Genomic DNA, 24,371 nt, shown 5'->3' with positions numbered 1-24,371 from the left:
GCTGGCCGCGGCGCGCGAACGGCTGGCCGCGCACCTGGCCGCGCACCCCGAGACGGACCTGGCCGACGCCGCGTTCACGCTGCGCGTGGGCCGCCGGGAGCTCAAGCACCGGGCCGTCGTCGTCGCCACCTCACCGGGCGACGCGGTGGCCGCGCTGTCCGACCCCAGGCGGACCGTCACCGGCGCCAAGCCGAAGCGGCCCGCGCAGGTGGCCTTCCTCTTCTCCGGCCAGGGCGCCCAGTACGGCGGCATGGCCGCGGAGCTGTACCGCAACGAGCCGATCTTCCGCGAGGCGGTCGACGAGTGCGCGGCCGTCCTGGACGTGCGCGACCAGATCTTCGCCACCGGCGAGGAGGCGGACGAGGCGCTGCGGCAGACCTCGCTCACCCAGCCCGCCCTGTTCACCGTCGAGTACGCGCTGGCCAGGCTCTGGCTCTCGCTGGGCGTCGAGCCCGCCGCGATGATCGGCCACAGCATCGGCGAGTACGCGGCGGCCACCATCGCCGGCGTCTTCACCCTGCCCGACGCGATGCGGCTGGTCGCGGCGCGCGGCCGGCTGATCCAGGCGCTGCCGCCGGGCTCCATGCTGGCCGTGCAGCTCATGCCCGACGAGATCGCGCCGATGCTGCCCGACGACGTCTCCGTGGCCACCGTCAACGGCCCCGGCACGTGCGTCGTGTCCGGCCCGTCGGAGTCGATCGCGGAGCTGGCCGAGATGCTGGAGGAGGAGGGCATCGGCTGCACCCGGCTGCGCACCTCGCACGCCTTCCACTCGGCGATGATGGAGCCGATGCTGCGCGAGTTCCGCGAGCTGGTCGCGGCGGCCCGCCCGGCCGCGCCGAGCCTGCCGTTCCTGTCCAACGTGACCGGCACCTGGATCACCGCGGCGGAGGCCACCGACCCGTCCTACTGGGCCAGGCACGTGCGCGAACCGGTCCGCTTCGGCGACTGCGTCTCGACGCTCCTGGCCGACGGCGAATGGATCATGATCGAGTGCGGTCCGGGCCGGCAGCTGTGCGGCCTGGCCGGCACCCAGCTGGCCGCCGGCGCGATCGCCCCGCTGCCGTCGCTGCCCGGCCCGCGCGACCGGGCCGGAGACGTCGCGGTCTTCTCGCAGGCCGTGGGCGCGCTGTGGGTGCACGGCATCGAGCTGAACGACTTCGGCGCCCCCGGCTTCCGCGTCTCGCTGCCGGGTTACCCGTGGGAGCGGCAGCGCGCCTGGATCGACCCCGACCCGCAGGGCGCCTTCGCCGGCGGCGTCGCCCACCCGCAGCAGGCCGACGGCCCCCTGCCGCCCGAGCGGTGGTACGGCGTGCCCGTCTGGCACCAGGCGCCGGCCCGTCCGGGGACGCCGTCGCCGGTCACCCGCTGCCTGGCCTTCGTGGACGAGGACTCCGCCGCGCTGGCCGACGCGCTGCGCGCCTCCGGGGCCGAGGTGCTGGAGGTGCGGCCGGGCGACGCGTTCGGCGCCTTCGGCGGGCACTTCACGGTGCGGCCGGCCGTACGGGAGGACTACGACGCGCTGCTGGAGGCGGTCGGCGAGATCCCCGAGCGGGTCGTGCACGCCTGGGCGCTCACCGGCGGCGGCGAGCAGACGTGGGCGGCGCAGGACCGCGGCTTCTTCGGCGTCCTGGGTCTCGTGCAGGCGCTGTCGGCGGCCCAGCCGCCGGGCGGGGTGCAGCTCGACCTGGTGACCGCGGGCACGATGGACGTCGTCGGCGGCGACCTGACCAGGCCGGAGCACGCCACGCTGGCGGCCTTCGCCCGGGTCGTCCCGCTGGAGACGCCGTGGCTGCGCGTCCGCCACATCGACGCGCCGGACGGGGACGCGAACCGGCCGGCGGCGGTGCGGAGCGTCGCCGCCGAGCTGGGCCGCGCGGCCGAGCCCGGCGAGGCCGGGCTGCTGGCGCCGGTCGCCCTGCGCGGCGGGAAGCGGTGGCTGCTCGGGTACGAGCAGGTGGAGGTGGCGAGCGAGCCGGGCGAGCCGCGCGACGGCCAGGTGTACGTGATCACCGGCGGTCTGGGCGGCATCGGCGTCTCGCTGGCCGAGGACCTGGCGGCGCGGGCCCGCGTCGGCATCGTCCTGCTGTCCAGGAGCGGGCTGCCCGACGGCCCGCCGCGGTCGGCCCGCGAGGCGCGCGCCGCCGAGGCGATCGGCCGGATGGAGGCCGCCGGGGCGCGGGTGCTGACCCTGGCCGCCGACGTGACCGATCCGGCGGACATGCGCCGGGTCAAGGACGAGACGCTCGCCGCCTTCGGCCGGGTGGACGTGCTCGTGCACGCGGCCGGCCTGCCCGGCGGCGGCATGGCCCAGGTCAAGGAGCGGGAGGCGGCCGAGGCCGTGCTCCGGCCCAAGCTGCTCGGCACGCTGGCGCTGCAGGAGGCGTTCGGCGACCTGGAGCTGGAGGCCGTGGTGCTCTGCTCGTCGATCACCGCGGTGGCCGGCGGGTTCGGGCAGATCGACTACTGCGCGGCCAACAACTTCCTCGACGCGCACGCCCGCGCCGGACGAGGCTGGAACGCCGCCCAGGTCGTCAGCGTCAACTGGGGCAGATGGCTGGAAGTCGGCATGGCGGTGGAGACGGCGGCGCCCGCCGGATTCGTCGCGTTGCAGCGCGGCGACCGGATCAAGGCGCTCGACCACCCGGTCCTCGACGCGCGGCACGCCGGGGAGATCGGCGGGCTCGACTGGTGCAGCGGCACGCTCTCGCCCGGCACGCACTGGGTGCTGGACGAGCACCGCATCGCCGGCGTGCCGGTGCTGCCCGGCACCGGCCACGTCGAGCTGGCCAGGACGGCCGCCGAGGCGGTGCTGCCCGGCGGCGGGCTCGTCGAGCTGCGGGACGTGGTGTTCGTCGAACCGCTGTCGGTGGCCGACGGCGCGACCGCCGAGGTACGGGTGCTCTTCACCCCCGAGGCGGACGGCGCCGAGTTCCAGGTGCAGAGCGTCATCGGCGGCTCGCACCGCACCCACGCCAGGGGCACGGCGGCCAAGGTGAGCCCGCCGCCCGCCGACCGCGTGGACCTGCGCGCCATCATGGACCGCTGCGTGTCCTCGGCGGACGAGCAGGGCGGCGTCCCGCTGTCGGGCCTGCTCACGCTGGGCGCGCACTGGCACCGGACGCTGACCGCCACGCATGTCGGCCAGCAGGAGGCGCTCGGCCTGTTCGAGGCCAACGACGCGCTGATGTCCGACCTCGACCGGTGGGGGCTGCACCCGGCCCTGCTCGACGCCGCCACCACCTTCAGCTGGGTCGCGGTCGAGGGCCACTACCTGCCGCTCGGCTACGGCCGCATCACCGTGTTCGGCAGCCTGCCCGAGGCGTTCTGGAGCCATCTGCGCATCACCAGCACCGACACCGACGAGGTGCTGGTCGTCGACGTCACGTTGATCGGGCCCGACGGCACGGTGCTGGTGCAGATCTCCGACTACGTCCTGCGCAGGATCGACACCGAGGCCGTGGTCTCCGGGGTCCGCTCCAGCGCCGGGTCCCAGGTCGCCGCCTCGTCCGCGGCCCCGGTCGCGGCCGACGACGCGGCCGGGATCAGGCCGGCCGACGGGGCTCTCGCCCTGCGCAGGCTGCTCGCCGCCCCGCTCGGCCCCCAGGTCGTGGTGGCGGCCAGTACGGTGGCCGAGCTCGTCGCGGGCGTCGGCTCGCTGACCCAGGAGACCGTCGAGAGCGAGCTCGACCCGGCGGCGGTCGCCGACCGGCAGGACAAGGCGCCCGCCGAGGGCTACGTCGCGCCGCGCAACGACGCCGAGGCCACGATCGCCCGCCTGTGGGGCGAGGTGCTCGGCGGCGACCACATCGGCGTCGACGACGACTTCTTCGAGCTGGGCGGCAACTCGCTCATCGCGGTCCAGCTGATCGCCCTGATCCGCAAGGAGCTGGGGGTCCGGCTGCCGATGCGCAACCTGTTCGAGGAGCCGACCGTGGCCGGGGTCGCGGCCCTGATCGACGCCGCCACGGCCGCCGCCCCCGAGCCCGCTCCTTCCGGGCCCGCCACCCAGACCATCCCCCGTCTTCCCCGGAGTTCCGCATGAGCACCGAGATCAGCCCAGAAACCAGCGCAGACACCAAGGTCGTACGCAACGACGAGGAGCAGTACTCCATCTGGCCCGCCGGCCGGGACAACCCCTCCGGCTGGTACGACGCCGGTTTCTCCGGCACCAAGGACGCCTGTCTGGCGCACATCGAGCAGGTGTGGACCGACATGCGGCCGAAGAGTCTGCGAGAGGCCATGGACAGTGAGTGATGCCTTCCCCGCATCCTCCGGCCAGGAGCGGATGTGGTTCCTTTCGCGCTTCGAGCCCGATCTGGCCGTCTACAACATCGGCATGGTCATGCCGATGGCGGCCAGGCAGCCGGTGGACCCCCGCCGGCTGGAGCGGGCGATCGATCTGGTCGTGCGGCGTCATGAGGCGCTGCGCACCACGTTCGACTTCCGGGACGGGCAGGTCGTGCAGATCGTCCACCCCGGCGCGCCGCCCACGGCGCTGACCGAGACGGACCTGAGCCACCTTCCGCGGGCCGCCGCCGAGGCGGAGCTGGCCCGCCTGGCCAGGGCGGACGCGGTGCTGCCGTTCGACATGGAACGGGCGCCGCTGTACCGCGGCAGGCACGTCAAGCTGGCCGAGGACGACCTGCGGCTGGCCGTCGTCTTCGACCACACGATCTTCGACGGCGTCTCCTCCATGGTCTTCATGGACGAGGTGGAGGAGTGCTACGACGCGCTCGGCGAGGACCGGCCGCCGAAGCTGCCCGAGCTGCCGATCCAGTTCGCCGACTTCGCCGTGTGGCAGCGCGGCAGGCTGTCCGGCGAGTTCCTGGAGACCGAGCTGGTGCACTGGCGCGAGCGGCTGGCCGGGGTGCCCGCCGACCTCGCCCTGCCGGGCGACCGGCCGCGGCCGGCCCGCCGGAGCTACCGGGGCGGGATCCGGCTCGGCGCCTACTCCCCCGAGCTGTCGGCGGGCGTGGAGCGGCTGGCCAAGGAGCTCAACACGACGTTGTTCACGGTGATGCTCACCGCGTACGCCGCCGTGCTGTCGCGCTGGTCGGGGATCGACGACATCGTGGTGGGCACGCCGGTCGCGGGCCGGCTGCTGCCCGAGACCGAGCCGGTCATCGGCATGTTCGTCAACGCGGTGCCGCTGCGCGTGGACCTGTCGGGCGCGCCCAGCTTCCGCGAGGCGGCCGGGCGCGTGCGGGCGACGGTGGCCGAGGCGCTGGACCACCAGGAGCTGCCGTTCGAGCGGCTCGTGGAGGACCTGCAGCCGGCCCGGGACCTGAGCGTGCCGCCGCTCTACCAGGTGATGTTCAACCTGGCGATCCGCACCAACGAGGGGCAGATCGCCAACGGCACCGCCAAGGTGGACCTCCAGCTCGACGTCAACATGCGCGACGGGCTGCTGCACACCCGGCTGGAGTACGCCACCGACCTGTTCGACGCGGAGACGATCGAACGCTTCGAGGCGAACCTGCGCACGCTGGTCGAGTCGGCCGCCGCCGACCCCGGCCGGGCGGTCCCCGAGCTCCCCGTGCTCGCCGCGGACGAGCGGGCGCGCGTGCTGGCCCTCGGGGACGGCGGGCCGCCGGCCGGGCCCGGCACCCTGCACACGTTGATCGAGGCCCGGGCCGCCGCGACCCCCGACGCCCCCGCCGTGGTCTTCGGCGACGTCACGCTCACCTACGCCGAGCTCAACGGCCGCGCCAACCGGCTGGCCCGGCGGTTGCGGCAGATCGGCGTGGAGCGCGGGCGGCCCGTCGCGGTCTGCGCGGAACGCTCGCCCGAGCTGGTCGTCGCGCTGCTCGCGGTGCTCAAGGCGGGCGGGGCGTACGTGCCGCTGGACCCGGAGTACCCGCGGGACCGGCTGGAGTTCATGCTGTCCGACTCCGGCGCGCGGGTGCTGCTCACCCAGCGCCACCTGCCGTCCTTCGGGCCGGTCGAGACGGTGCTGCTGGAGGACGACCACGACCTCGGCTCCGGCGACCTCGACCCGGTGACCGGGCCGGACGACGCCGCGTACCTGATCTACACCTCGGGCTCGACCGGGCGGCCGAAGGCCGTGGTCAACACCCATCGCGGCATCGTCAACCGGCTCGCCTGGATGCAGGAGACGTTCGGCCTGACGGCCGGCGACGTGGTGCTGCAGAAGACGCCGACCAGCTTCGACGTGTCGGTGTGGGAGTTCTTCTGGCCGCTGCTGCAGGGCGCCTGCCTCGTGCCGGTGCGGCCGGGCGGCCACCGCGACCCGGGTCACCAGCGCGACCTGGTCAAGCGGCACGCGGTGACCACGATGCACTTCGTGCCGTCGATGCTCGCCCTCTTCCTGGAGGAGGCGAACATCGAGTCGTGCGCGTCGCTGCGGCGCGTGGTGTGCAGCGGCGAGGAGCTGCCGCCCAGGACGGCGGCCCGCTTCTTCGAGCGCCTGCCCGGCGTGGAGCTGCACAACCTGTACGGCCCCACCGAGGCGGCCGTCGACGTCTCCTGGCACGCCTGCCGGCCGGGCGAGACGGTGATCCCCATCGGCCGCCCGATGCCCGGCTGCCGCCTGCACGTCCTCGACGAGCGCCTGGAGCCGATGCCGGTCGGCGTGCCCGGCCAGCTGCACATCGGCGGCGTCCAGGTGGCCCGCGGCTACGCGGGGCGGCCGGGGCTGACGGCCGAGCGCTTCGTCCCCGACCCGTACGGCCCGCCGGGCGCGCGGCTGTACGCCACCGGCGACCTGGCCCGGCTGCGCGCCGACGGGGAGCTGGAGTTCCTCGGCCGCATCGACGACCAGGTCAAGGTGCACGGCTGGCGGGTCGAGCTGGGCGAGGTCGAGGCGGCGCTGGCCGAGGACCCGCGGGTGCGCGGGGTCGTCGTCGCGCTGCGCGACGACGCGCCGGGCGGTCGCGGGCTGGTGGCCTACGTGGACTGGACGGGCGAGCCGAGCCGGTTGTCGCACGAGCTGCGCACCGGGCCGGCCCGCACGTTGCCGGCGGCGCTGGTGCCGCAGGCGTTCGTGCAGGTCACCGCGTTCCCCTTGGGCCCGAGCGGGAAGCTCGACCGGGCCGCGCTGCCGCCGCCCACCGGGCCCGGCCGCAGCGATCTGGGCACCACCTACGTCGCGCCGGAGACGCCGCTGGAGGAGGAGCTGTGCGCCCTCTGGGGCGAGCTGCTCGGCCGTGACCGGGTGGGCGTCGAGGACGACTTCTTCGCGCTCGGCGGGCACTCGCTGCTGGCCGTCCTGCTGATCACCCGGTACCGGGAGGCGTACGGGATCGAGATGGACCTGCGGGTCTGCTTCGAGCTCACCACGGTGGCCGAGCACGCGCTGGCCGTGCTGGAACTCCAGCTCGGCGACGTCGAGCTGGACGATCTCCTGGCGGAGGACGCGGACGGATGAGCGAGGTGAGAGGGCGGCTGGCCCGCCTCAGCCCGGAGCAGCGCGCGGCGCTGGAGCGCAGGCTCCAGCGGCAGCCGAAGGCCCGGCCCGCCGGGATCCCCCCGCGCAGCGATCCGGACGCGCCGGCGCCGCTCTCCTACGGGCAGGAGCGGCTGTGGTTCCTGCAGCGGCTCGACCCCGCCGACGCCTCCTACAACATGTACATGGTGCAGCGGCTGCGCGGCGAGCTGTCCATCCGCGACCTGGCCGGGGCGCTGGCCACGGTGGCGGCCCGGCATCCGATGCTGCGGGCCCGCTTCCCCGCGGTGGAGGGTGGCCCGGTCCAGGTCGTGGAGCCGGCGCTGAAGCTCGATCCGGTGCTGGTGAACCTCGCGGACCTGCCCGCCGCCGAACGCGAGGCCCGCGCCACGGCCATCGTGGCCGAGCTGACCAACACGCCGTTCGACCTGGCCACCGGGCCGCTGGTACGGGTGCACCTGATCACGCTGTCGGCGACCGATCACGTGCTCTGCCTGGTCCTGCACCACCTGGTGGCCGACGGCTGGTCATTGAAGATCATCTTCTCCGAGCTGGCCGCCTGCTACACCGGGAACGCGGCCGGGCTGGGCGTCCCGTCGATCGACTACCGCGACTTCGCGGCCTGGCAGCGCGGCCGCGAGCCGTCCCGGGAGTCGCTGGACTACTGGCGCGCCAAGCTCGACGGCGTGCAGCCGCTCGACCTGCCCACGGACCGGCCGCGGCCGGCCGTACGGGTGGCCGACGGCGACTACTGCGCGCGGCGCATCGGCCCCGAGCTGACGGCCCGGCTGGAGCAGCTGGCCAGGGACGAGCGCGGCACGCTGTTCATGGTCCTGCTGGCCGCCTACCAGCTCCTGCTGGGCGCGCACTGCGGCACCGACGACCTGACGGTCGGCTCGGTCATCGCCGGCCGCGACCGCCCGGAACTCCAGGACGTCGTCGGCTTCTTCCCCGAGACGCTCGTGCTGCGCGGCGACCTGTCCGGCGACCCGTCCTTCCGCACGCTGCTCGCCCGGACCAGGGCGACGGTGCTGGACGCGTTCGCCCACCAGGACATCCCCTTCGAACGCCTGCTCAACGACCTCGGCATCCGCCGTGACCTGAGCACGACGCCGCTGTTCCAGGCGATGTTCGTGATCCAGGACAAGGAGGCCGGCGCCCTGCCGCTGCCCGGCATAGAGGCGGAGATGTTCGACCCGGGCGCGACCCAGGCGAAGTTCGACCTGATGCTGGACGTCACCCAGTTCGACGGCTCCCTCTGGGCGATGTTGTCCTACGCCCGCGACCTGTTCGAGGAGGAGACCGCGACGCGGTTGCTGCGGCGGTGGGAGCGGGTGCTGGAGGCGGTCGTGCGCGACCCGGGCACGCCGCTGTCCGCGTTGCGCGCGGCCATGCTGCTGCCCGAGGACCGGCCGCCGGTCCTCGACACCCCGCAGCCGCCCACGCGCGACGTGCTCGACCTCTTCCAGGAGCGCGTCCGGCTGGCGCCCGGCGCGACGGCGGTGAGCCACGGCGACCGCCGGGTCACCTACGCCGAGCTGGACGCCATGGCCGCCGCGCTGGCCGGGCGCCTGGCCGCGGCCGGGGTCGGGCCGGACACGGTCGTGGGGCTGCGCGCCGGGCGCTCGGTGGAGCTGATCGCCGGGATGCTCGCCGTCGGCCGGGCGGGCGGCGCCTACCTGCCGCTCGACCCGGCGTACCCGCCGGAGCGGCTGCGGTGGATGGCGGCGGACGCGGGCGCGGCCCTGGTGCTGGACGAGGACGATCTCCGCGAGTCGCCGCGGGCGCCGCACGCCGAGGTCGCGGGGCCGGGCTCGCTGGCCTACGTGATCTACACCTCGGGCTCGACCGGACGTCCCAAGGGCGTGGAGGTGCCGCGCGAGGCGCTGGCGTCGCGGGTGGGCTGGATGCGCGGCCACTACGAGCTCGGGCCGGGCGACCGCGTCCTGCAGTTCGCCTCGCCGAGCTTCGACACGCACGCCGAGGAGATCTACCCGGCGCTGGCCGCCGGCGCGGAGCTCGTCCTGTGCCCGGACGAGCCGCTGCCGGACTTCCTGAAGACGCCGGAGGGCGCCGCGCTCACCGTGCTGGACCTGCCCACGTCGTACTGGCAGGAGCTGGTGGCCATGGGCGTCGAATGGCCGCCCGGCCTGCGGCTGGTCATCCTGGGCGCCGACCCGCTGCCCGGCCCCGCGCTGGCCGCCTGGTACGCCTCCGGCCCCCAGGGCGTGCGCCTGGTCAACAGCTACGGACCCACCGAGGCCACGATCATCGCCGCCACGGCCGACATGGACCCCTCGGAGGCGCTGCGCCGCCCGGCCGTGGGCGTCGCCCTGCCCGGCACCACGCTCCAGGTGCTGGGCCCCGACGGGCTCCCGGTGCCGGCCGGCGTCGCGGGCGAGCTGCACATCGGCGGCAGCGGCCTGGCCCGCGGCTACCGGGGCGCGCCCGCCCGCACGGCCGAGCGTTTCGTCCCCGGCCCCGGCGGTTCGCGCCTCTACCGCACCGGCGACCGGGCCCGCTTCCGCCTGGACGGCGGCCTGGAGATCCTCGGCCGCCTGGACCGGCAGGTGAAGGTGCGCGGTTACCGCGTCGAGCCGGGCGAGGTGGAGGCGGCGCTGCTCGCCCACCCGTCGGTGCGGCAGGCCACGGTGGTGGTCCACGAGGACCGCCTGATCGCCTACGCCGTCCACGACGCCGGGGACGGCTTACGCGACCACCTCGCCGCCGAGCTCCCCCCGCACATGGTGCCCAGCGCGATCGTCTCGCTCGACCGCATCCCGCTGACCCCCGGCGGCAAGGTCGACCGGGACGCCCTGCCCGCGCCGGGCCGGCCGCGCGGCGCCGGCTACGAGCCGCCGGCCGGCGCGGCCGAGGAGCTCGTCTGCCTGGTCTGGGCCGAGGTGCTGGGGCTGGAGCGGGTGGGCGCGCTGGACGACTTCTTCCAGCTCGGCGGCCACTCGCTGCTGGCCACCAGGACCACGGCCCGCATCGCCGCGGCCATCGAGCTGGACGTGCCGCTCAAGCTGGCCTTCACCCACCCGACGCCACGCCTGCTGGCCGCGGCCCTGGAACACCTGGCCGAGGAGGCCGACGAGCGTGGATGAACGTCAGGCGCGCGTGCAGGCCCGCTTCCGCAAGGCGATCGCGGGCCTGGGCGCCGCGGAGCAGATCCCGCGACGCGCCGAGGGCAGCGATCCGCCGCTGTCGTTCGCGCAGGAGCGGCTGTGGTTCATGGAGCAGTTCGCCCCCGGGACGAGCGCGTACGTGCTGCCCGTGTCGGCCAGGCTGCGCGGCCCGCTCGACGCCGACCGGCTGCGGGAGTCGCTGGACGCCGTGGTCGCCCGGCACGAGAGCCTGCGCATGACCTTCCCCGCCGGCCCCGACGGGCGGCCGGAGGCGCGGGTGGCGGACCGGGTGCGGGTGCCGCTGCGCGTCGTGGACGTGCCGGACGAGGCGGCGGCCAGGCAGGTGCTCAGCGCCGACGCCGCGCGCCCCTTCGAGCTGGCGGACGGCCCGCTGCTGCGCGCCACCCTGGTACGGCTCGCGCCCGACGACCACGCGCTGCTGGTGGCGGTCCATCACATCGTCGCCGACGGCTGGTCGGCCGATCTCATCCTCCGCGAGCTGCTGACCCCGCCGCAGAGCGGGCCGCGGCTGGGCTACGGCGACTACGCGTCGTGGCAGCGGGAGCGGCTGAGCGGCGACCGGCTGGCCGGCGACCTGGCGTTCTGGCGCGCCGAGCTGGACGGGTTGCAGGTGCTCGACCTGCCCCTGGACCGGCCGCGCCCGCCCAGGCAGAGCTTCCGGGGCGGCTGGCACGACGTCGAGATCGACGTGGCGGCGTTCGGCGAGCTGTGCCGGGCCGAGGGGGCGACGCTCTACATGGGGCTGCTCGCCGCCTTCCAGGTGCTGCTGGCCCGCTGGTCCGGCACGACCGGCTTCGCGGTCGGGTCGCCGGTGGCCGGACGGACCCGGCCGGAGTTCGAGGACGTGGTCGGGCTGTTCGTCAACCTGCTCCCGCTGCGGGCGCGGCTGGCGGGCGACCCCGGCTTCGCCGAGCTGCTGCGCCGCACGCGGGACGGCGCGATCGAGGTCTACGGCCACCAGGAGCTGCCCTTCGAGAAGCTGGTCGCCGAGCTGGACCCCGAACGCGACGTCAGCCGCCCGCCGCTGGTCCAGGTGCTGTTCGCACTGCAGAGCTACCGCGGCGACGGCGAGGGCTTCGAGCCGGACAGCACGACCACCCGGTTCGACCTGGAGCTCTACGCCGCCGAGCGGGGCGAGCTGCTGGAGGGCCGCTTCGTCTACAACGCCGAGCTGTTCCGGCCGGAGACGATCGAGCGGCTGGCGCAGCGGTTCGCCGCGCTGTTGCGTGCGGTGGTGGCGTCCCCCGACGTGCCGGTGGGGCGTCTGGACATCCTGCCGGACGAGGAGCGGAAGCAGCTCGCGCGGTGGAACGCCACCGAGCGGGAGCACCCGGGCGGCACCCTGCACGAGCTGGTCTTCGAGCAGGCCGAGCGCACCCCCGACGCGACGGCCCTGGTCTTCGAGGGCGACCGGCTGACCTACCGCGAGCTGGCCGAGCGGGCCCGCGCGGTGGCCGCCGGGCTCGACGTGCGGGTGGACCAGCCGGTCGGCGTCTGCATGGAACGCGGGCTGGATCTCCCCGTCGTGCTTCTCGGCGTGCTGGCGGCCGGTGGCGCCTACCTGCCGCTCGACCCGTCCCACCCGGCGGAGCGCACGCGTGGCATGCTGGCCGACGCGGGCGCCGACCTGGTGGTCACGGCGGCGGACGTACGGCCGGCCGCGGCGTCCGTGGTGCGGGTGCGTGCGGACAATCTGGCCTACGTCATCTTCACCTCCGGCTCCACCGGACGGCCCAAGGGCGTGGGCGTCTCCCACCGGGCGATCGTCAACCGGCTGCGCTGGATGCAGGACACCTTCCACCTCACCCCGCACGACCGCGTCCTGCACAAGACACCCACCACCTTCGACGTCTCGGTCTGGGAACTGTTCTGGCCCCTCATCACCGGCGCCACCATGGTCATCGCCCGGCCCGGCGGCCACCGCGACACCGCCTACCTGCGCGACCTCATCAAGACCGAGAACATCACCACGGTGCACTTCGTCCCCTCGATGTTGCAGGCGTTCCTGGAAGAAGAGGACGTCCAACTCCCGCCCCGGATCATCTGCTCCGGCGAAGCCCTCCCACCCGGCCATGACCTCCCAGGACTGCACAACCTCTACGGCCCCACCGAAGCGGCCGTCGACGTCTCCTGGCACGCCTGCCAACCAGGAGAAACCACCGTCCCCATCGGCAGACCCGTCGACAACACCACCCTGCACGTCCTGGACGCACACCTCCAGGACGTCCCCATCGGCACCCCCGGCGAGCTCTACATCGGCGGCATCCAACTCGCCCGCGGCTACCTCGGCAAACCCGCACTCACCGCCGAACGCTTCCTCCCCGCCCCCGACGGCCAGCGCCTCTACAAAACCGGCGACCTCGCCCGCTGGCTGCCTTCGGGGGAACTCGAATACCTCGGCCGCACCGACCACCAGGTCAAGATCCGCGGCATGCGCGTGGAGCTGGGCGAGATCGAGGCCGTGCTGCGCGAGCGACCCGGCGTGACGGCGGCGGCGGCCAAGCTGGTGAACGGCCGCCTGGTCGGCTACGTCGTCGGCGACGTCCCCGACCTGTCCGACGCGCTGCCGGACTTCATGGTCCCGACGGCGTGGGTGCGGCTGGACCGACTGCCCGTCACCGCCAACGGCAAGCTCGACCGCGCCGCCCTCCCCGCGCCCGACCGCCCGGCCGACCTGCCGTGGGAGCCGCCGCGCGGCGCGGCGGAAATCGCCGTCGCGCAGGTCTGGCAGGAGGTGCTCGGCCTCGACCGGCCCGGCCGGCACGACGCCTTCTTCGCCGTGGGCGGCGACTCCATCAGCAGTCTCAAGGTCGTGGCCCGGCTGCGCGCCGCCGGCTACGACGTGGAACTGCAGCAGCTGTTCACCCATCAGGCGGTCGCCGAACTGGCCGCCGTGCTGCGGCCGCGGCAGGCCGTACCGGAGACCACGGCGGGAGCCTTCGACCTGCTCAGCGTGGCGGACAGAGAGAGGCTCACGCGATGATCATCGATGCCTACCCGCTCAGCGCCCTCCAGGCCGGGATGCTGTACCACAGCGAGCTGGACGGCGTGACCTTCCACGACCACACCACGCTCACGCTGCGCGGCAGCTTCGACGAGGCCGCCCTGGTCAGGGCGCTGGACGAGCTGTCGGCCCGGCACGAGGTGCTGCGGACGTCCTTCGACCTGACCGGGTTCAGCGAGCCCGTCCAGCTCGTGCACGACCGGGCGGAGATCCCGCTGACCGTCTCCGGCGGCGAGCCGGAGTACGGGCCGTTCGACTGGACGCGGGCCCCCCTGCTCCGCGTCCACGTGCGGCCCGAGGCCGACCGGTTCGCGCTGACCGTCTACTTCCACCACGCGATCCTCGACGGGTGGAGCGTCGCGAGGCTGGTCAGCGAGCTGCTGGAACGCTATGCGACCCCCGGGCTGCCGGTGGAGCCGCCGGCGGCGCGCTTCCGCGACCTGGTGGCGGCCGAGAAGGCGATGCTCGCCCGGCCGGAGGCGGCGGAGTTCTGGCGGGAGGCGATCGCCGAGGCGCCGGAGGGCCGGTTGCCCCGGATGCCCGGCTACCCCACCGGCGGGCCGCGCGAGGTCGCGGTGCTCGCCACGGCGCTCCCCGCCGAGCTGGCCAAGGCGCTGGCCGAGCAGGCGGCCGCCGCCCGGGTGCCCCTGCGGTCGGTGGTGCTCGCGGCGCACGTGCGCGTCATGGCCCTGCTCACCGGCGATCCCGACGTCCTGACGGGGATGCTCACGCACAGCCGCCCGGAGAGCGAGGCCGGTGACGAGGTGCTCGGCCTGTTCCTCAACACCGTCCCGCTGCGGGTCCGGGCCGACGCGCCCGACCTGGTCCAGCGGGTCTTCCGGGCGGAGGTGGCGGCGCTGCCGTACCGGCACTTCCCGCTCTTCGAGATCCAGCGGGCCAGCGGTCGCGCGCGGCTGCTGGACACGCACGTGGACTTCCGCGACTTCCACGTGAACGGCGCCGCCGCCACGCCCATCGAGGGCCAGGACTTCTTCGAGCAGACCGACTTCGCCTTCAGCACGGCCTTCGTCCGGACGCCGGGCCAGGGGCTGACGCTGACCATCTCCTACGACACCACGCAGTTCCCCGCCGGCCAGATCGCGGCGATCCGGGACCACTACCTCCGCGCCCTGTCCGGAGAGGCCGCCATCTCGCCGCAGGACGCGGCTCAGCTCGCGCGGTGGAACGCCACCGAGCGGGAGCACCCGGGCGGCACCCTGCACGACCTGGTCTTCGCCCAGGCCGAGCGCACCCCGGACGCGACGGCGCTGGTGTTCGAGGGCGACCGGCTGACCTACCGCGAGCTGGCCGAGCGGGCCCGCGCGGTGGCCGCCGGGCTCGACGTGCGGGTGGACCAGCCGGTCGGCGTCTGCATGGAACGCGGCCTGGACCTGCCCGTCGTGCTCCTCGGCGTGCTGGCCGCGGGCGGCGCCTACCTGCCGCTCGACCCGGCCGATCCCGAGGAACGACGGCGCGGCATGCTCGCCGACGCGGGGGCCGCGACCGTCCTCACCGCCGCGGGCTCCGGAGACCGGTTCACGCCGCCGCCGGTGCGCGAGGACAATCTGGCCTACGTCATCTTCACGTCCGGCTCGACCGGGCGGCCCAAGGGCGTGGGCGTCTCGCACCGGGCGATCGTCAACCGGCTGCGCTGGATGCAGGACACCTTCCACCTCACCCCGCACGACCGCGTCCTGCACAAGACGCCCACCACCTTCGACGTCTCGGTCTGGGAACTGTTCTGGCCGCTCATCACCGGCGCCACCATGGTCATCGCCCGGCCCGGCGGCCACCGCGACACCGCCTACCTGCGCGACCTCATCAAGACCGAGAACATCACCACGGCGCACTTCGTCCCCTCGATGCTCCAAGCCTTCCTGGAAGAAGAGGACGTCCAACTCCCGCCCCGGATCATCTGCTCCGGCGAAGCCCTCCCACCCGGCCATGACCTCCCAGGACTGCACAACCTCTACGGCCCCACCGAAGCAGCCGTCGACGTCTCCTGGCACCCCTGCCAACCCGGAGAAACCACCGTCCCCATCGGCAAACCCGTCGACAACACCACCCTGCACGTCCTCGACGCACACCTCCAGGACGTCCCCATCGGCACCCCCGGCGAGCTCTACATCGGCGGCGTCCAACTCGCCCGCGGCTACCTCGGCAAACCCGCACTCACCGCCGAACGCTTCCTCCCCGCCCCCGACGGCCAGCGCCTCTACAAGACCGGCGACCTCGCCCGCTGGCTGCCTTCGGGGGAACTCGAATACCTCGGCCGCACCGACCACCAGGTCAAGATCCGCGGCATGCGCGTCGAACCCGGGGAGATCGAGGCCGTGCTGCGCGCCCAGCCGGGGGTCCGCGACGCGGCCGTCACGGCGCACGGGCACAGCCTGGTCGGCTACGTGGTGGGCGACGTGCCCGACCTCCAGGACGTCCTGCCCGACCACCTGATCCCGCGCCGGTGGGTGAGCCTGGACGCCCTCCCCCTCACCCGCAGCGGCAAGCTGGACCGGGCCGCGCTGCCCGCGCCGGAGACGGCGGGCGGCCGGCCGTACGTGCCGCCCCGCGACGAGGTGGAGGCGCGCCTGGCCACGCTCTACGAAGAGGTGCTGCAGGTGCCCGCGGCCGGGATCCTGGACGACTTCTTCGAGCTCGGCGGCCACTCGCTGAGCGCCCTGCGGCTGGCCGCCCGCATCCGCCAGGAGCTGGGGCGGAGCCTGCCCGTGGGCACCGTGCTGACCGCGCCGACGATCAGCAAGCTGGCCAGGGTGCTCCGCCAGCCCGAGGACCTGGCGCCGCCGAGCCACGTCGTGCCGCTCAACCCGGACGGCGACCGCACGCCGATCTTCTTCATCCACGCGCTCGGCGGCCAGGTCTTCCGCTACCACCCGCTGGCCCGCCGCCTCGGCCCCGACCAGCCGGTGTACGCCATCGCCGCGCGCGGGCTGGCGCCCGGCGAGGAGCCGCACGCCACGCTCGCCGAGATGGCCGACGCCTACGTGGCCGACCTGCTGGAGGTGCGGCCGGCGGGGCCGTACGTGCTGGGCGGGTTCTGCATCGGCGGGAACATCGCCCTGGAGGTGGCCAGGCGGCTGCGCGAGCGCGGCGAGCAGGTGCCGCTCGTCGTGCTCCTCTACGCCAACGCCGAGGAGCCCGTGGCCGAGGCGTCGCTGGAGGACGACACGGTCCTGCTGTTCCACGCGCTGGCCGGCGGCCCCGAGGAGACCCTCGGGCTGGACCTGGCCGAACTCGCCGCCCGTCCGCCGGAGGAGCAACTGCTGACGGTCATGGGCGCCGCCTCCGCCGCCGACCGGCTGGCGCCCGACACGGCCGAGGTCGAGCAGGCGCGCCGCTACCTGGCCGTGTTCCGGGCCAACGCGCACGCGGTCGGCGGCTACCGGCACGAGCCTTACGACGGCGACGTCGCGCTCTTCGCGCCCAGGCGCGAGGACGGCAACTGGCCCTCCGTCGCCAAGGGGCGGCTCGCCCACGTCGCGATCCCCGAGGAACGCGTCCCCATCCTGTACGAACCCCTGGTCGCCGGAGCGGCCACCGAGATCAGAAGGTGGATGGATCATGGCATCCCCGACCAGTGAGCAGACGAGCCTCTGGAAGCACCCCGACTTCCTGCGGCTGTGGGCGGGCCAGAGCCTGTCGCAGTTCGGCTCGGCGATCAGTCTCTTCGCGTTCCCCGTCATCGCAGTCACCGTCCTGAACGCCTCCGAGGCGGAGATGGGCGTCGTCGGCTTCCTGCTGCGGCTGCCGATGGTGTTCTTCCTGCTGTTCGGCGTGCTGGCCGACCGGGTGCGCAAGCGGCCCATCCTGATCTGGACGGACGTGGCGCGGTTCGTGCTGCTGATGCTGATCCCGGTCGCGTGGTTCGCCGACCTGCTCACGCTGACCTGGCTCTACGGCGTCATCTTCGCGCTCGGCCTGCTCAGCACGCTCTTCCAGACGGCCTACCGGAGTTACTTCCCGTTCCTGGTGCCGCGGGAGAACTTCATGGAGGGCAACTCCAAGCTGCAGCTGACCGAGTCGGCCGCCCAGACGTTCGGGCCCGGCCTGGCCGCGGCGCTGCTGAAGGTGCTCGCCGCGCCCGCGCTGCTGATCATCGACGCGGTGTCGTACCTGGCCTCCGCGATCGCGGTGTCCCTGATCAAGCGGCCGGAGGCCCGTCCGGAGCCGGACGACACCACCCCCGGGCAGGTGCACAAGGCGATCTGGCAGGGCATGGGCTGGGTGATGCGGCACGAGCTGATCCGGCCGCTGGCCGTCTCCTCGGCCGTGTACTCGCTGTTCATCCTGGGCTCGATGAACTCGATCTACGCCCTGTACGTGATCCGCGACCTGGGCGTGCCCGCGGGCTGGTTCGGCAGCATCCTGGCCGGCGGCGGCGTGGGCGCGATCATCGGGGCGCTGGTCGCCGTCAAGGTGATGCGGCGCCACGCGATCGGCAAGGTGCTGGTGTGGTCGATGGTGTACGGCAACCTGGCGCTCTTCCTCATTCCGCTGGCCGTCGGGCCGGTCTGGGTCTCGGTGGCGATGCTCGTCGTCGCGCAGCTGGTCAGCGGCGTCAGCTCGCAGATCTTCTTCGTCACCAACACCAGCCTGGTGCAGACGGTCACCCCGCCGCACCTCCAGGGCCGGGTGGTGGCCTCGATCTACTCGCTGGGCCTGATCCCCGCCCCGCTGGGCGCGCTCGGCGCCGGCCTGCTGGCCGGCGCCGTGGGGACGCGGACGACGCTGTGGGTGGTCATCGCCATCGGCGCTCTCGTGCCGATCGCGGCGATGGCCTGGTCGCCGCTGGCCAAGCTCATCGGGATGCCGGAGCCAGACTCGCAATGAGCCGCAGCTGACGGCTGCGCAGCCGCCGGGTGGGCGTGACCAGGCCGACGATCAGCGTGGTCGCGCCCGCCTCCTGGTAGGCCGCCATCCGCTCGCGCACCTTGCCCGCGGGGCCGCACATGGTCATCGCGTCCACGAGCGCGTCGGGCAGCATCGCCATGGCCTCGCCCTGCCGTCCGTCCAGGAAGGCCTCCTGCATGCGGGCGGCCTCCTGCTCGAAGCCGAGCGTGGCGGCCAGGCGGTTGTAGAAGTTCGTCCGGCGCGAGCCCATGCCGCCGAGGTAGAGGGCGAGCATGGGCCGCATCATGTCGTAGGCCAGCTCCTGGTCCTCCTCGACGAGCGTGAGCACCATGGGCGCGACGTCCAGGTCGGTGCCGTTCAGGTGCTTGGCCATGCGGGCCAGGTGGTCGGGCGGGAAGTGGATGGCCAGCCAGCCGTCGGCGAGCTCGCCGGCCAGCGCGACCGTCTTCGGGCCCATCGCGGCCAGGTAGACCGGCAGCCGCTCCTGCACCGGCGCGACGGCCAGCGTCAGCTCCTTGCCCTCGCTGCCGGGCAGCGGCAGCGACATCGTGGGTCCCTCGTGCCGCACCGGCTCGCCGTCCAGCGCCTTGCGCACCACCTGGAGGTAGTCGCGGGCGCGGGCCAGCGGCCGGTCGAAGCGCTCGCCGTGCCAGCCCTCGACCACCTGCGGGCCGGACGGGCCCACGCCCAGCCGGGCGCGGCCGCCGGAGACCTGGTCGAGGGTGGCCGCCGTCATCGCGGCGACCACGGGCTTGCGTCCCGACATCTGCAGCACGCCGGTGCCGAGCGCGATGCGCTCGGTCTGCCCGGCGATCCAGGCCAGCAGGGTCGCCGGGTCGGTCCCGTAGGTCTCGGCCGCCCACACGGACGAATAGCCCAGGGCCTCCGCCTCGCGGACCAGCGCCAGGTGGTCGGCCGGGCCGAGGCCCGCGCCGCCCCAGTAGCTCATGCTGTAACCGAGGCGCATCCCATCTCCTCAACGATCGCGGCGGCCAGGGCGTCGGGGGTCTCCTCGGCCAGCCAGTGGGTGGAGTCGAGCTCCTTCAACGCGGGCCTGTGCACGCTCTGCCGCCGCCAGCCCAGCAGGCCGCCCCTGGTCAGCGAGGCGTCCCTGGCTCCGTACAGGACGGAGATCGGCACCGGCAGCGGCGGCCCCGGCCGGTGGTGATAGCCGGCCAGTAGCCCGAAGTCGGCGCGCAGCGCCGGCTCCAGCACCGGCCAGAGCGCCTCCCGGTCGGCCAGCTCCGGCGGGACGCCGCCGAGCTCGATCAGCTGCTCCCAGAACAGCCACGACGGCAACGACGGCAGGCGGCGCAGCAGCAGGGTCACGTCCGGCGCCGCGAACGAGCCCACGACCAGCCGTTCCGGCCGCCCGCCCAGCTCGACCACGCGCCGGCAGACGAGGAAGGCCAGCAACGCCCCGCTGCAGTAGCCGAACAGCGTGTACGGCTCACGCCATCCGGCCAGGTCGCGCGCCAGGTCGTCGACCAGCCCTTCGAGGTCGGTCCGCGGCTCTTCGGCGAGCCTGGCCTGACGTCCCGGCAGGTTGACCGACCACAGGCCCACCTCGGGCGGGAAGTGCCCGGCGAGCTCGCCGAGCGAGGCCGGACCGCCGCCCGCGTGCGGGAAGGCGACCAGCGCCCGCTCCCCCTCCTTGACCTGGACGTACCACGGCGTCATCGGGCTTCCCCCAGGTGCAGGGCCAGTTCGGCCGGCGTCGGATGGTCGAACACGGCCCGTACCGAGACGGCGCGGCCCGCCAGCTCCTCCAGCGGGCCGATCAGCCGGACGGCCAGCACGGAGTGGCCGCCGTTGAGGAAGAAGTTGTCGTGCGGCCCGAGTCCGGGCCGGTTGAGCGCCTCGCTCCACAGCGCCACCACCTGCCGGACCAGCCCGTCGCCGGCCTCCCGCGCCGGGGCGCGGCCCTCGTCGGGCACCTTCAGCTCACGGTAGGCGATCTTGCCGTTGGCCGTGGTGGGCAGCCTGCCGGTGACGACGTACCGGGTGGGGACGGCGTAGTCGGGCAGCCGCGTCCTGGCGAAGCGCCACAGCTCTTCCTCGGTGGTCTCGGCGGTGACCTCCAGGAAGGCGGCGAGCCGTCCGTCGGTCTGCGGGTCGCCGTCGAGGATCACCGCGGCCGTGCGGACCGCCTCGTGCTCGTGCAGCGCGGCCTCGACCTCGCCGAGCTCGATGCGGTGGCCGCGCAGCTTGATCTGCCGGTCGTCGCGGCCGAGCAGTTCCAGCCCGCCGTCGTGGCGGATGCGCGCGCGGTCGCCGGTCCGGTAGAACCGGCCGTACCGGTCGTGGTGCCCGAAGCGCTGCGCCGTCAGCTCGGGCCGGTCGAGGTAGCCCGCGCTCACCCCCGCGCCGGCGACGCACAGCTCGCCCGGCACGCCCGGCGGCAGCTCGCGGCCCGCGGCGTCGGTGACGAAGATCTGGGTGTTGGCCAGCGGCTCCCCGGCGGGGACCGGGTCGAGCGGCGGCTCGCGCAGCTCGGCGGCGGTGGACCAGATGGTCGTCTCGGTCGGCCCGTAGACGTTGAACACCCGGCAGCCCAGCTCCAGCAGGTCCCTGGCCAGGACGGCGGGCATCGGCTCGCCGCCGCACAGCACCGTGCGCCCGGCCAGCTCGCGCCCGGCCTCCGGCGCGATCAGCCGCCACGCGGTGGGGGTGGCCTGCACGACCTGGACGTCGCTCGCGGCGATCAGCTCCAGGAACCTGCCCGGCTGCAGCTGGTCCTCGTCGGAGGCCACGACCACGGTGCCGCCGGAGGCCAGCGGCAGCAGCAGCTCCAGCCAGGAGATGTCGAAGGAGGTGGTGGTGGACCACAGGACGCTGGTGGGCGCGCCCAGCCGGTCGGCGAAGTCGAGCACGAGGTTCGTCAGGTTCGCGTGCGTGACCTGCACGCCCTTGGGCCGGCCGGTGGAGCCGGAGGTGTAGATGACGTAGGCGATGTCCCCGGTCTCTGCGGGTCCGGGCTCTCCCCGCGTGCCGGGCATCGGCACGACCGGCGTCCCGCCCGCCCAGTGCGGACTGCCCGCCGCGACGACCAGCCGCGCCCCCGAGTCGGCCACCTGGAAGGCCAGGCGCGACTCCGGTTGCCGCACGTCCAGCGGCAGGAACGCGGCTCCCGCCTGCCACACGCCGAGGACCGCCGCCACCAGGTCCGCCGAGCGTCCCAGGGCCAGGGCGACGACGTCGCCGCCGCCCACTCCGCGCTCGCGCAGCAGGTCGCGGACCGCGGCCGCGCGCGCCAGCAGCTCGTCGTAGGTGACCTCGTGCGCGCCCTCGCGCACCGCCACGGCCGGGCCCGGCAGGATGCGCCCGGCCAGCGTCCCCGGCCAGGTGCGGCCCGTGTCGTTGACCCGGTCGAGCAACGCCCGGTCGGCCGGGGAGAACACGTCCGGCACGCCGCCGCGCGCCGCCTGCCGCACCACCGCGCACAGCCTGGCGGTGAACGCCGCGATCTCGTCCTCGTCGTGCACCTCGGTGCTGTGCACCATGCGGACGGTGAGCCGGTCCGGCTCCTGGATGACGTTGCACTGCATGTCCAGGCGGCTGCGGTCGATCAGGTTGTCCACGTATCCGGGCACCTCGCCCTGGATGTGCACCTTCTCGTCGCTCCAGGGCCGGTAGTTGAACATGTGCCGGAACAGCGGGACCCGCCAGTCGTCCGTGCCGTGCCCGCGGCGGGTCAGCACCGCCTCCACCGAGGCCCCGGCGTGCTCGACGCCCTCCGCGAACGCCTCCTCCACGCGCCTGGCGACCTGCTCGAAGTCGTCGTCCAGCTCGACGTGGACGCGCAGCGGCAGGGTGCTCACGGCGTAGCCGACGCGCCGGTGCTGCTCGCCCGTCTTGGTGCTGACCGGCATGCCGATCACCAGGTCCGGCCCGGCGCCGTGCCCGCGCAGCGTCAGCAGGAAGGCGGTGGCCAGCACGATGTTGCCGGTGGTGCGCAGCCGGGCGCGCAGCTCGTCCAGGGCCGCCACCGTCTCGGCGTCCACCTGCCAGGAGCAGGTGTGCCCGGCGAACGTCGGACGGACCGGCGAGGGCCTGCTGCCCGGCAGCACCATGGCGGCCGGGTCGACGCCGTCGAGCCGGTCCAGCCAGTAGCCGATCGACTCCTCCGAGGGCTCCCCCGGCTCCAGCATCGGCGCGGGCCCCGCCAGCTCGGGGGGCAGCGAGCCGTGCCCGGTCTGGCTGTCGTAGAAGCGGCCCAGCTCCTCCACCAGGAGCTGCATGGAGGTGCCGTCGATGATGATGTGGTGGCCGGCCAGGCACACCACGGTTCCCGCGCCGTCGGGCAGGGTGAAGTGTCCCACCCTGATGAGCAGGTCGCGGCCGAGGTCGAAGGGCTCGTCCAGGAAGGACTGCAGGTCCGCGACCAGCGTCTCCTCGGTCGTGGCCCGGGTCTCGACCTTCAGCTGGGCGTCCTGCGGGGCCACCAGGTGCCGGACGGGCGTCCCGTCCACCACGGGGAACCGCAGCCGCAGCGCCGGGTGCCGCTTGACCAGCCGGTTCACCGCGATCTGCAGCGGCAGCCGGCGCAGCGGCGTGTCGAACCTGAGCGCCACCGCCAGGTTGGACACGCCGCTGTCCGGCGCGAGCTGCTCCAGCACCCAGAACGAGTACGGCACGGCCGACAGCGGGCGCGGCTCCTCCACGGGGGCGGGCAGCTCCGGCTGCGGCCTCGGGAGGGGGACGCGTTGCAGCGGATGATCGGGGTCGAGCGCGGCCCAGTCCACCCGGCCGCCGCCCGTCCAGAACCTGGCCACGGCGGCCAGCAGCCCCGCCCGGCCGGGACCTGCCTCGACCTCGGCCCCGGCGTTCGCCCGGGTGAGGGCGGCGAGCGTGTCGTGCGGCGAGGGGTCGTCCGCGAGGGCCGCCGGGTCCGGGACGTCGGGCAGAACGCCCCAGGCGGCGAGGGTGGCGGCCAGCCCGTAGGCGGCGGTGAGAGCGGGTGACGCCTGGACGCCGCGGGCCTCGAAGACCTCTTCGCACACGTCCACGGCCTCGGTGAACACCGGCTCCACGCCGTACAGGCCGGCTGCCTCGGCGGAGAGGGTCAGGCGGACCGGCTCCTGCTCGTAGGCGTGCTCCCGGCCCAGCGCGAGGGCGGCCTCCGCGGCGGTCCGGCAGACCACCGCGCCGCGCACGGGGTGGTGGACGCGTCCCTGCTGCAGGGTGCCCGCCACGTCGGCGTAGCGGTCCTCCGGCAGCCCGGCGAAGAAGCCGGCCAGGCTGCGCCGTGCCGACTCGGCCTCCTCGCGGGTGCGGCCGGACCACACCACGACCCGCGGACGGCCGTCGCCCGGCGCGTGCACCGGCGGGTAGCCCTCCTCGATCTCCAGGTCGTCGGGCCAGATCACCCGGTGCACCAGGTCGCCGTCGAGCAACGCCCGGTCGAGCAGCCGCAGGACCAGGGTGCCGCGCAGCGTTCCTGGCGGCAGCTCGCCGGCGTCGGTCACGGCGAGCTCGCACTCCCCGGCCAGCAGCGCCGCGCAGGCCTTGCCGACCCCGCCGTACAGCCGGACGACCTGCGCTCCGGGATCGTGCCCGGCCTCCTCGGCGGCCCCGGTCTCCAGCGGGAAACGCCCCACCGCGATCACCGCGACGGGCTGTTCGTGCGAGGTCACCGACCTTCCTCGCGGATCCTGGCGCGCACGTCGCGGCGGCTGCCGCCCAGCGGACGGCGGCGGACGCCGTCCTGCCTGGCCGGGGCGGCCGTCTGGCCCTTCGCGATCAGCTGCGAGAGCGCGCGCAGGTTGGGGTGGGTGAACATCGCGGTGACCGGCAGCTTCAGGCCCAGCGCCTCGGTGATCTCCTCGTGCAGCTCGACCAGCGCGAGCGAGTCGAAACCGGCTTCGAAGAAGTTGAGATCGGGATCGAGGGCGCGGCCTAACCTGCGCTCCACGAGTGATGCAACCGCGTCGGCCTGGGTCAT

The 24,371-nt window shown here is 74.3% G+C and carries 11 protein-coding genes (1 of these 11 cut by a window edge); 7 read left to right on the top strand and 4 right to left on the bottom strand.

Translation table 11 applies throughout. The features are described 5' to 3' along the window. The 7 genes in view from ABT158_RS18235 to ABT158_RS18205 are tightly spaced (each overlapping or abutting the next) and all read left to right on the top strand, a layout consistent with a single transcriptional unit that may run on beyond the window. A protein-coding gene (locus ABT158_RS18235) for a type I polyketide synthase (RefSeq protein ID WP_352354621.1) crosses the window boundary here: on the top strand, window positions 1-4,045 show its 3' portion. 1,376 nt of this gene lie to the left of the window's left edge; the window shows 4,045 of its 5,421 coding nt (coding positions 1,377-5,421); its start codon lies beyond the left edge, outside the window; it ends in the stop codon at window positions 4,043-4,045. Beyond that, entirely contained in the window at window positions 4,042-4,257 is a 216-nt protein-coding gene (locus ABT158_RS18230; protein WP_352354619.1) for an MbtH family protein, read from the top strand. The genes ABT158_RS18235 and ABT158_RS18230 overlap by 4 nt, the downstream gene beginning before the upstream one ends. Beyond that, window positions 4,250-7,390: a non-ribosomal peptide synthetase gene (locus ABT158_RS18225; RefSeq protein ID WP_352354617.1), complete on the top strand. Its 3,141-nt coding sequence runs from the start codon at window positions 4,250-4,252 to the stop codon at window positions 7,388-7,390. The genes ABT158_RS18230 and ABT158_RS18225 overlap by 8 nt, the downstream gene beginning before the upstream one ends. Then, complete coding sequence (locus ABT158_RS18220) at window positions 7,387-10,515, top strand: non-ribosomal peptide synthetase (RefSeq protein WP_352354615.1); 3,129 nt, start codon at window positions 7,387-7,389, stop codon at window positions 10,513-10,515. Before ABT158_RS18225 ends, ABT158_RS18220 begins: the two co-directional genes overlap by 4 nt. Then, window positions 10,508-13,540 carry a non-ribosomal peptide synthetase gene (locus ABT158_RS18215; RefSeq protein ID WP_352354613.1) on the top strand — a complete coding sequence of 1,011 codons (3,033 nt, stop codon included), beginning with the start codon at window positions 10,508-10,510 and terminating at the stop codon, window positions 13,538-13,540. The genes ABT158_RS18220 and ABT158_RS18215 overlap by 8 nt, the downstream gene beginning before the upstream one ends. After that, window positions 13,537-17,157 carry a non-ribosomal peptide synthetase gene (locus tag ABT158_RS18210; protein WP_352354611.1) on the top strand — a complete coding sequence of 1,207 codons (3,621 nt, stop codon included), beginning with the start codon at window positions 13,537-13,539 and terminating at the stop codon, window positions 17,155-17,157. Before ABT158_RS18215 ends, ABT158_RS18210 begins: the two co-directional genes overlap by 4 nt. Further along, entirely contained in the window at window positions 17,138-18,406 is a 1,269-nt protein-coding gene (locus ABT158_RS18205) for an MFS transporter (RefSeq protein WP_352354609.1), read from the top strand. Before ABT158_RS18210 ends, ABT158_RS18205 begins: the two co-directional genes overlap by 20 nt. On the opposite strand, the gene ABT158_RS18200 is transcribed toward ABT158_RS18205, so the two are convergent. The 4 genes from ABT158_RS18200 to ABT158_RS18185 are packed head-to-tail and all read right to left on the bottom strand — an operon-like array spanning window position 18,375 to window position 24,371. After that, a complete protein-coding gene (locus ABT158_RS18200) occupies window positions 18,375-19,394 on the bottom strand; it encodes an LLM class F420-dependent oxidoreductase (protein ID WP_352354607.1) in 1,020 nt (339 codons plus the stop codon). The two genes, ABT158_RS18205 and ABT158_RS18200, sit on opposite strands and share 32 nt — an antisense overlap. Continuing rightward, complete coding sequence (locus tag ABT158_RS18195) at window positions 19,373-20,107, bottom strand: thioesterase II family protein (RefSeq protein ID WP_352354605.1); 735 nt, start codon at window positions 20,105-20,107, stop codon at window positions 19,373-19,375. The genes ABT158_RS18200 and ABT158_RS18195 overlap by 22 nt, the downstream gene beginning before the upstream one ends. Then, window positions 20,104-24,063: a non-ribosomal peptide synthetase gene (locus tag ABT158_RS18190; RefSeq protein WP_352354603.1), complete on the bottom strand. Its 3,960-nt coding sequence runs from the start codon at window positions 24,061-24,063 to the stop codon at window positions 20,104-20,106. The genes ABT158_RS18195 and ABT158_RS18190 overlap by 4 nt, the downstream gene beginning before the upstream one ends. Beyond that, the gene (locus tag ABT158_RS18185) at window positions 24,060-24,371 is read right to left on the bottom strand and encodes an acyl carrier protein (protein WP_352354601.1); all 312 of its coding nucleotides are present in this window, start codon (window positions 24,369-24,371) and stop codon (window positions 24,060-24,062) included. The genes ABT158_RS18190 and ABT158_RS18185 overlap by 4 nt, the downstream gene beginning before the upstream one ends.

Source organism: Nonomuraea sp. NPDC001636 (assembly GCF_040298265.1).
In the GTDB taxonomy this organism is placed as follows: Bacteria; Actinomycetota; Actinomycetes; order Streptosporangiales; family Streptosporangiaceae; genus Nonomuraea.
Note: the sequence above shows the minus strand (reverse complement) of the source record. Positions and strands in the feature narration are given on the sequence as shown.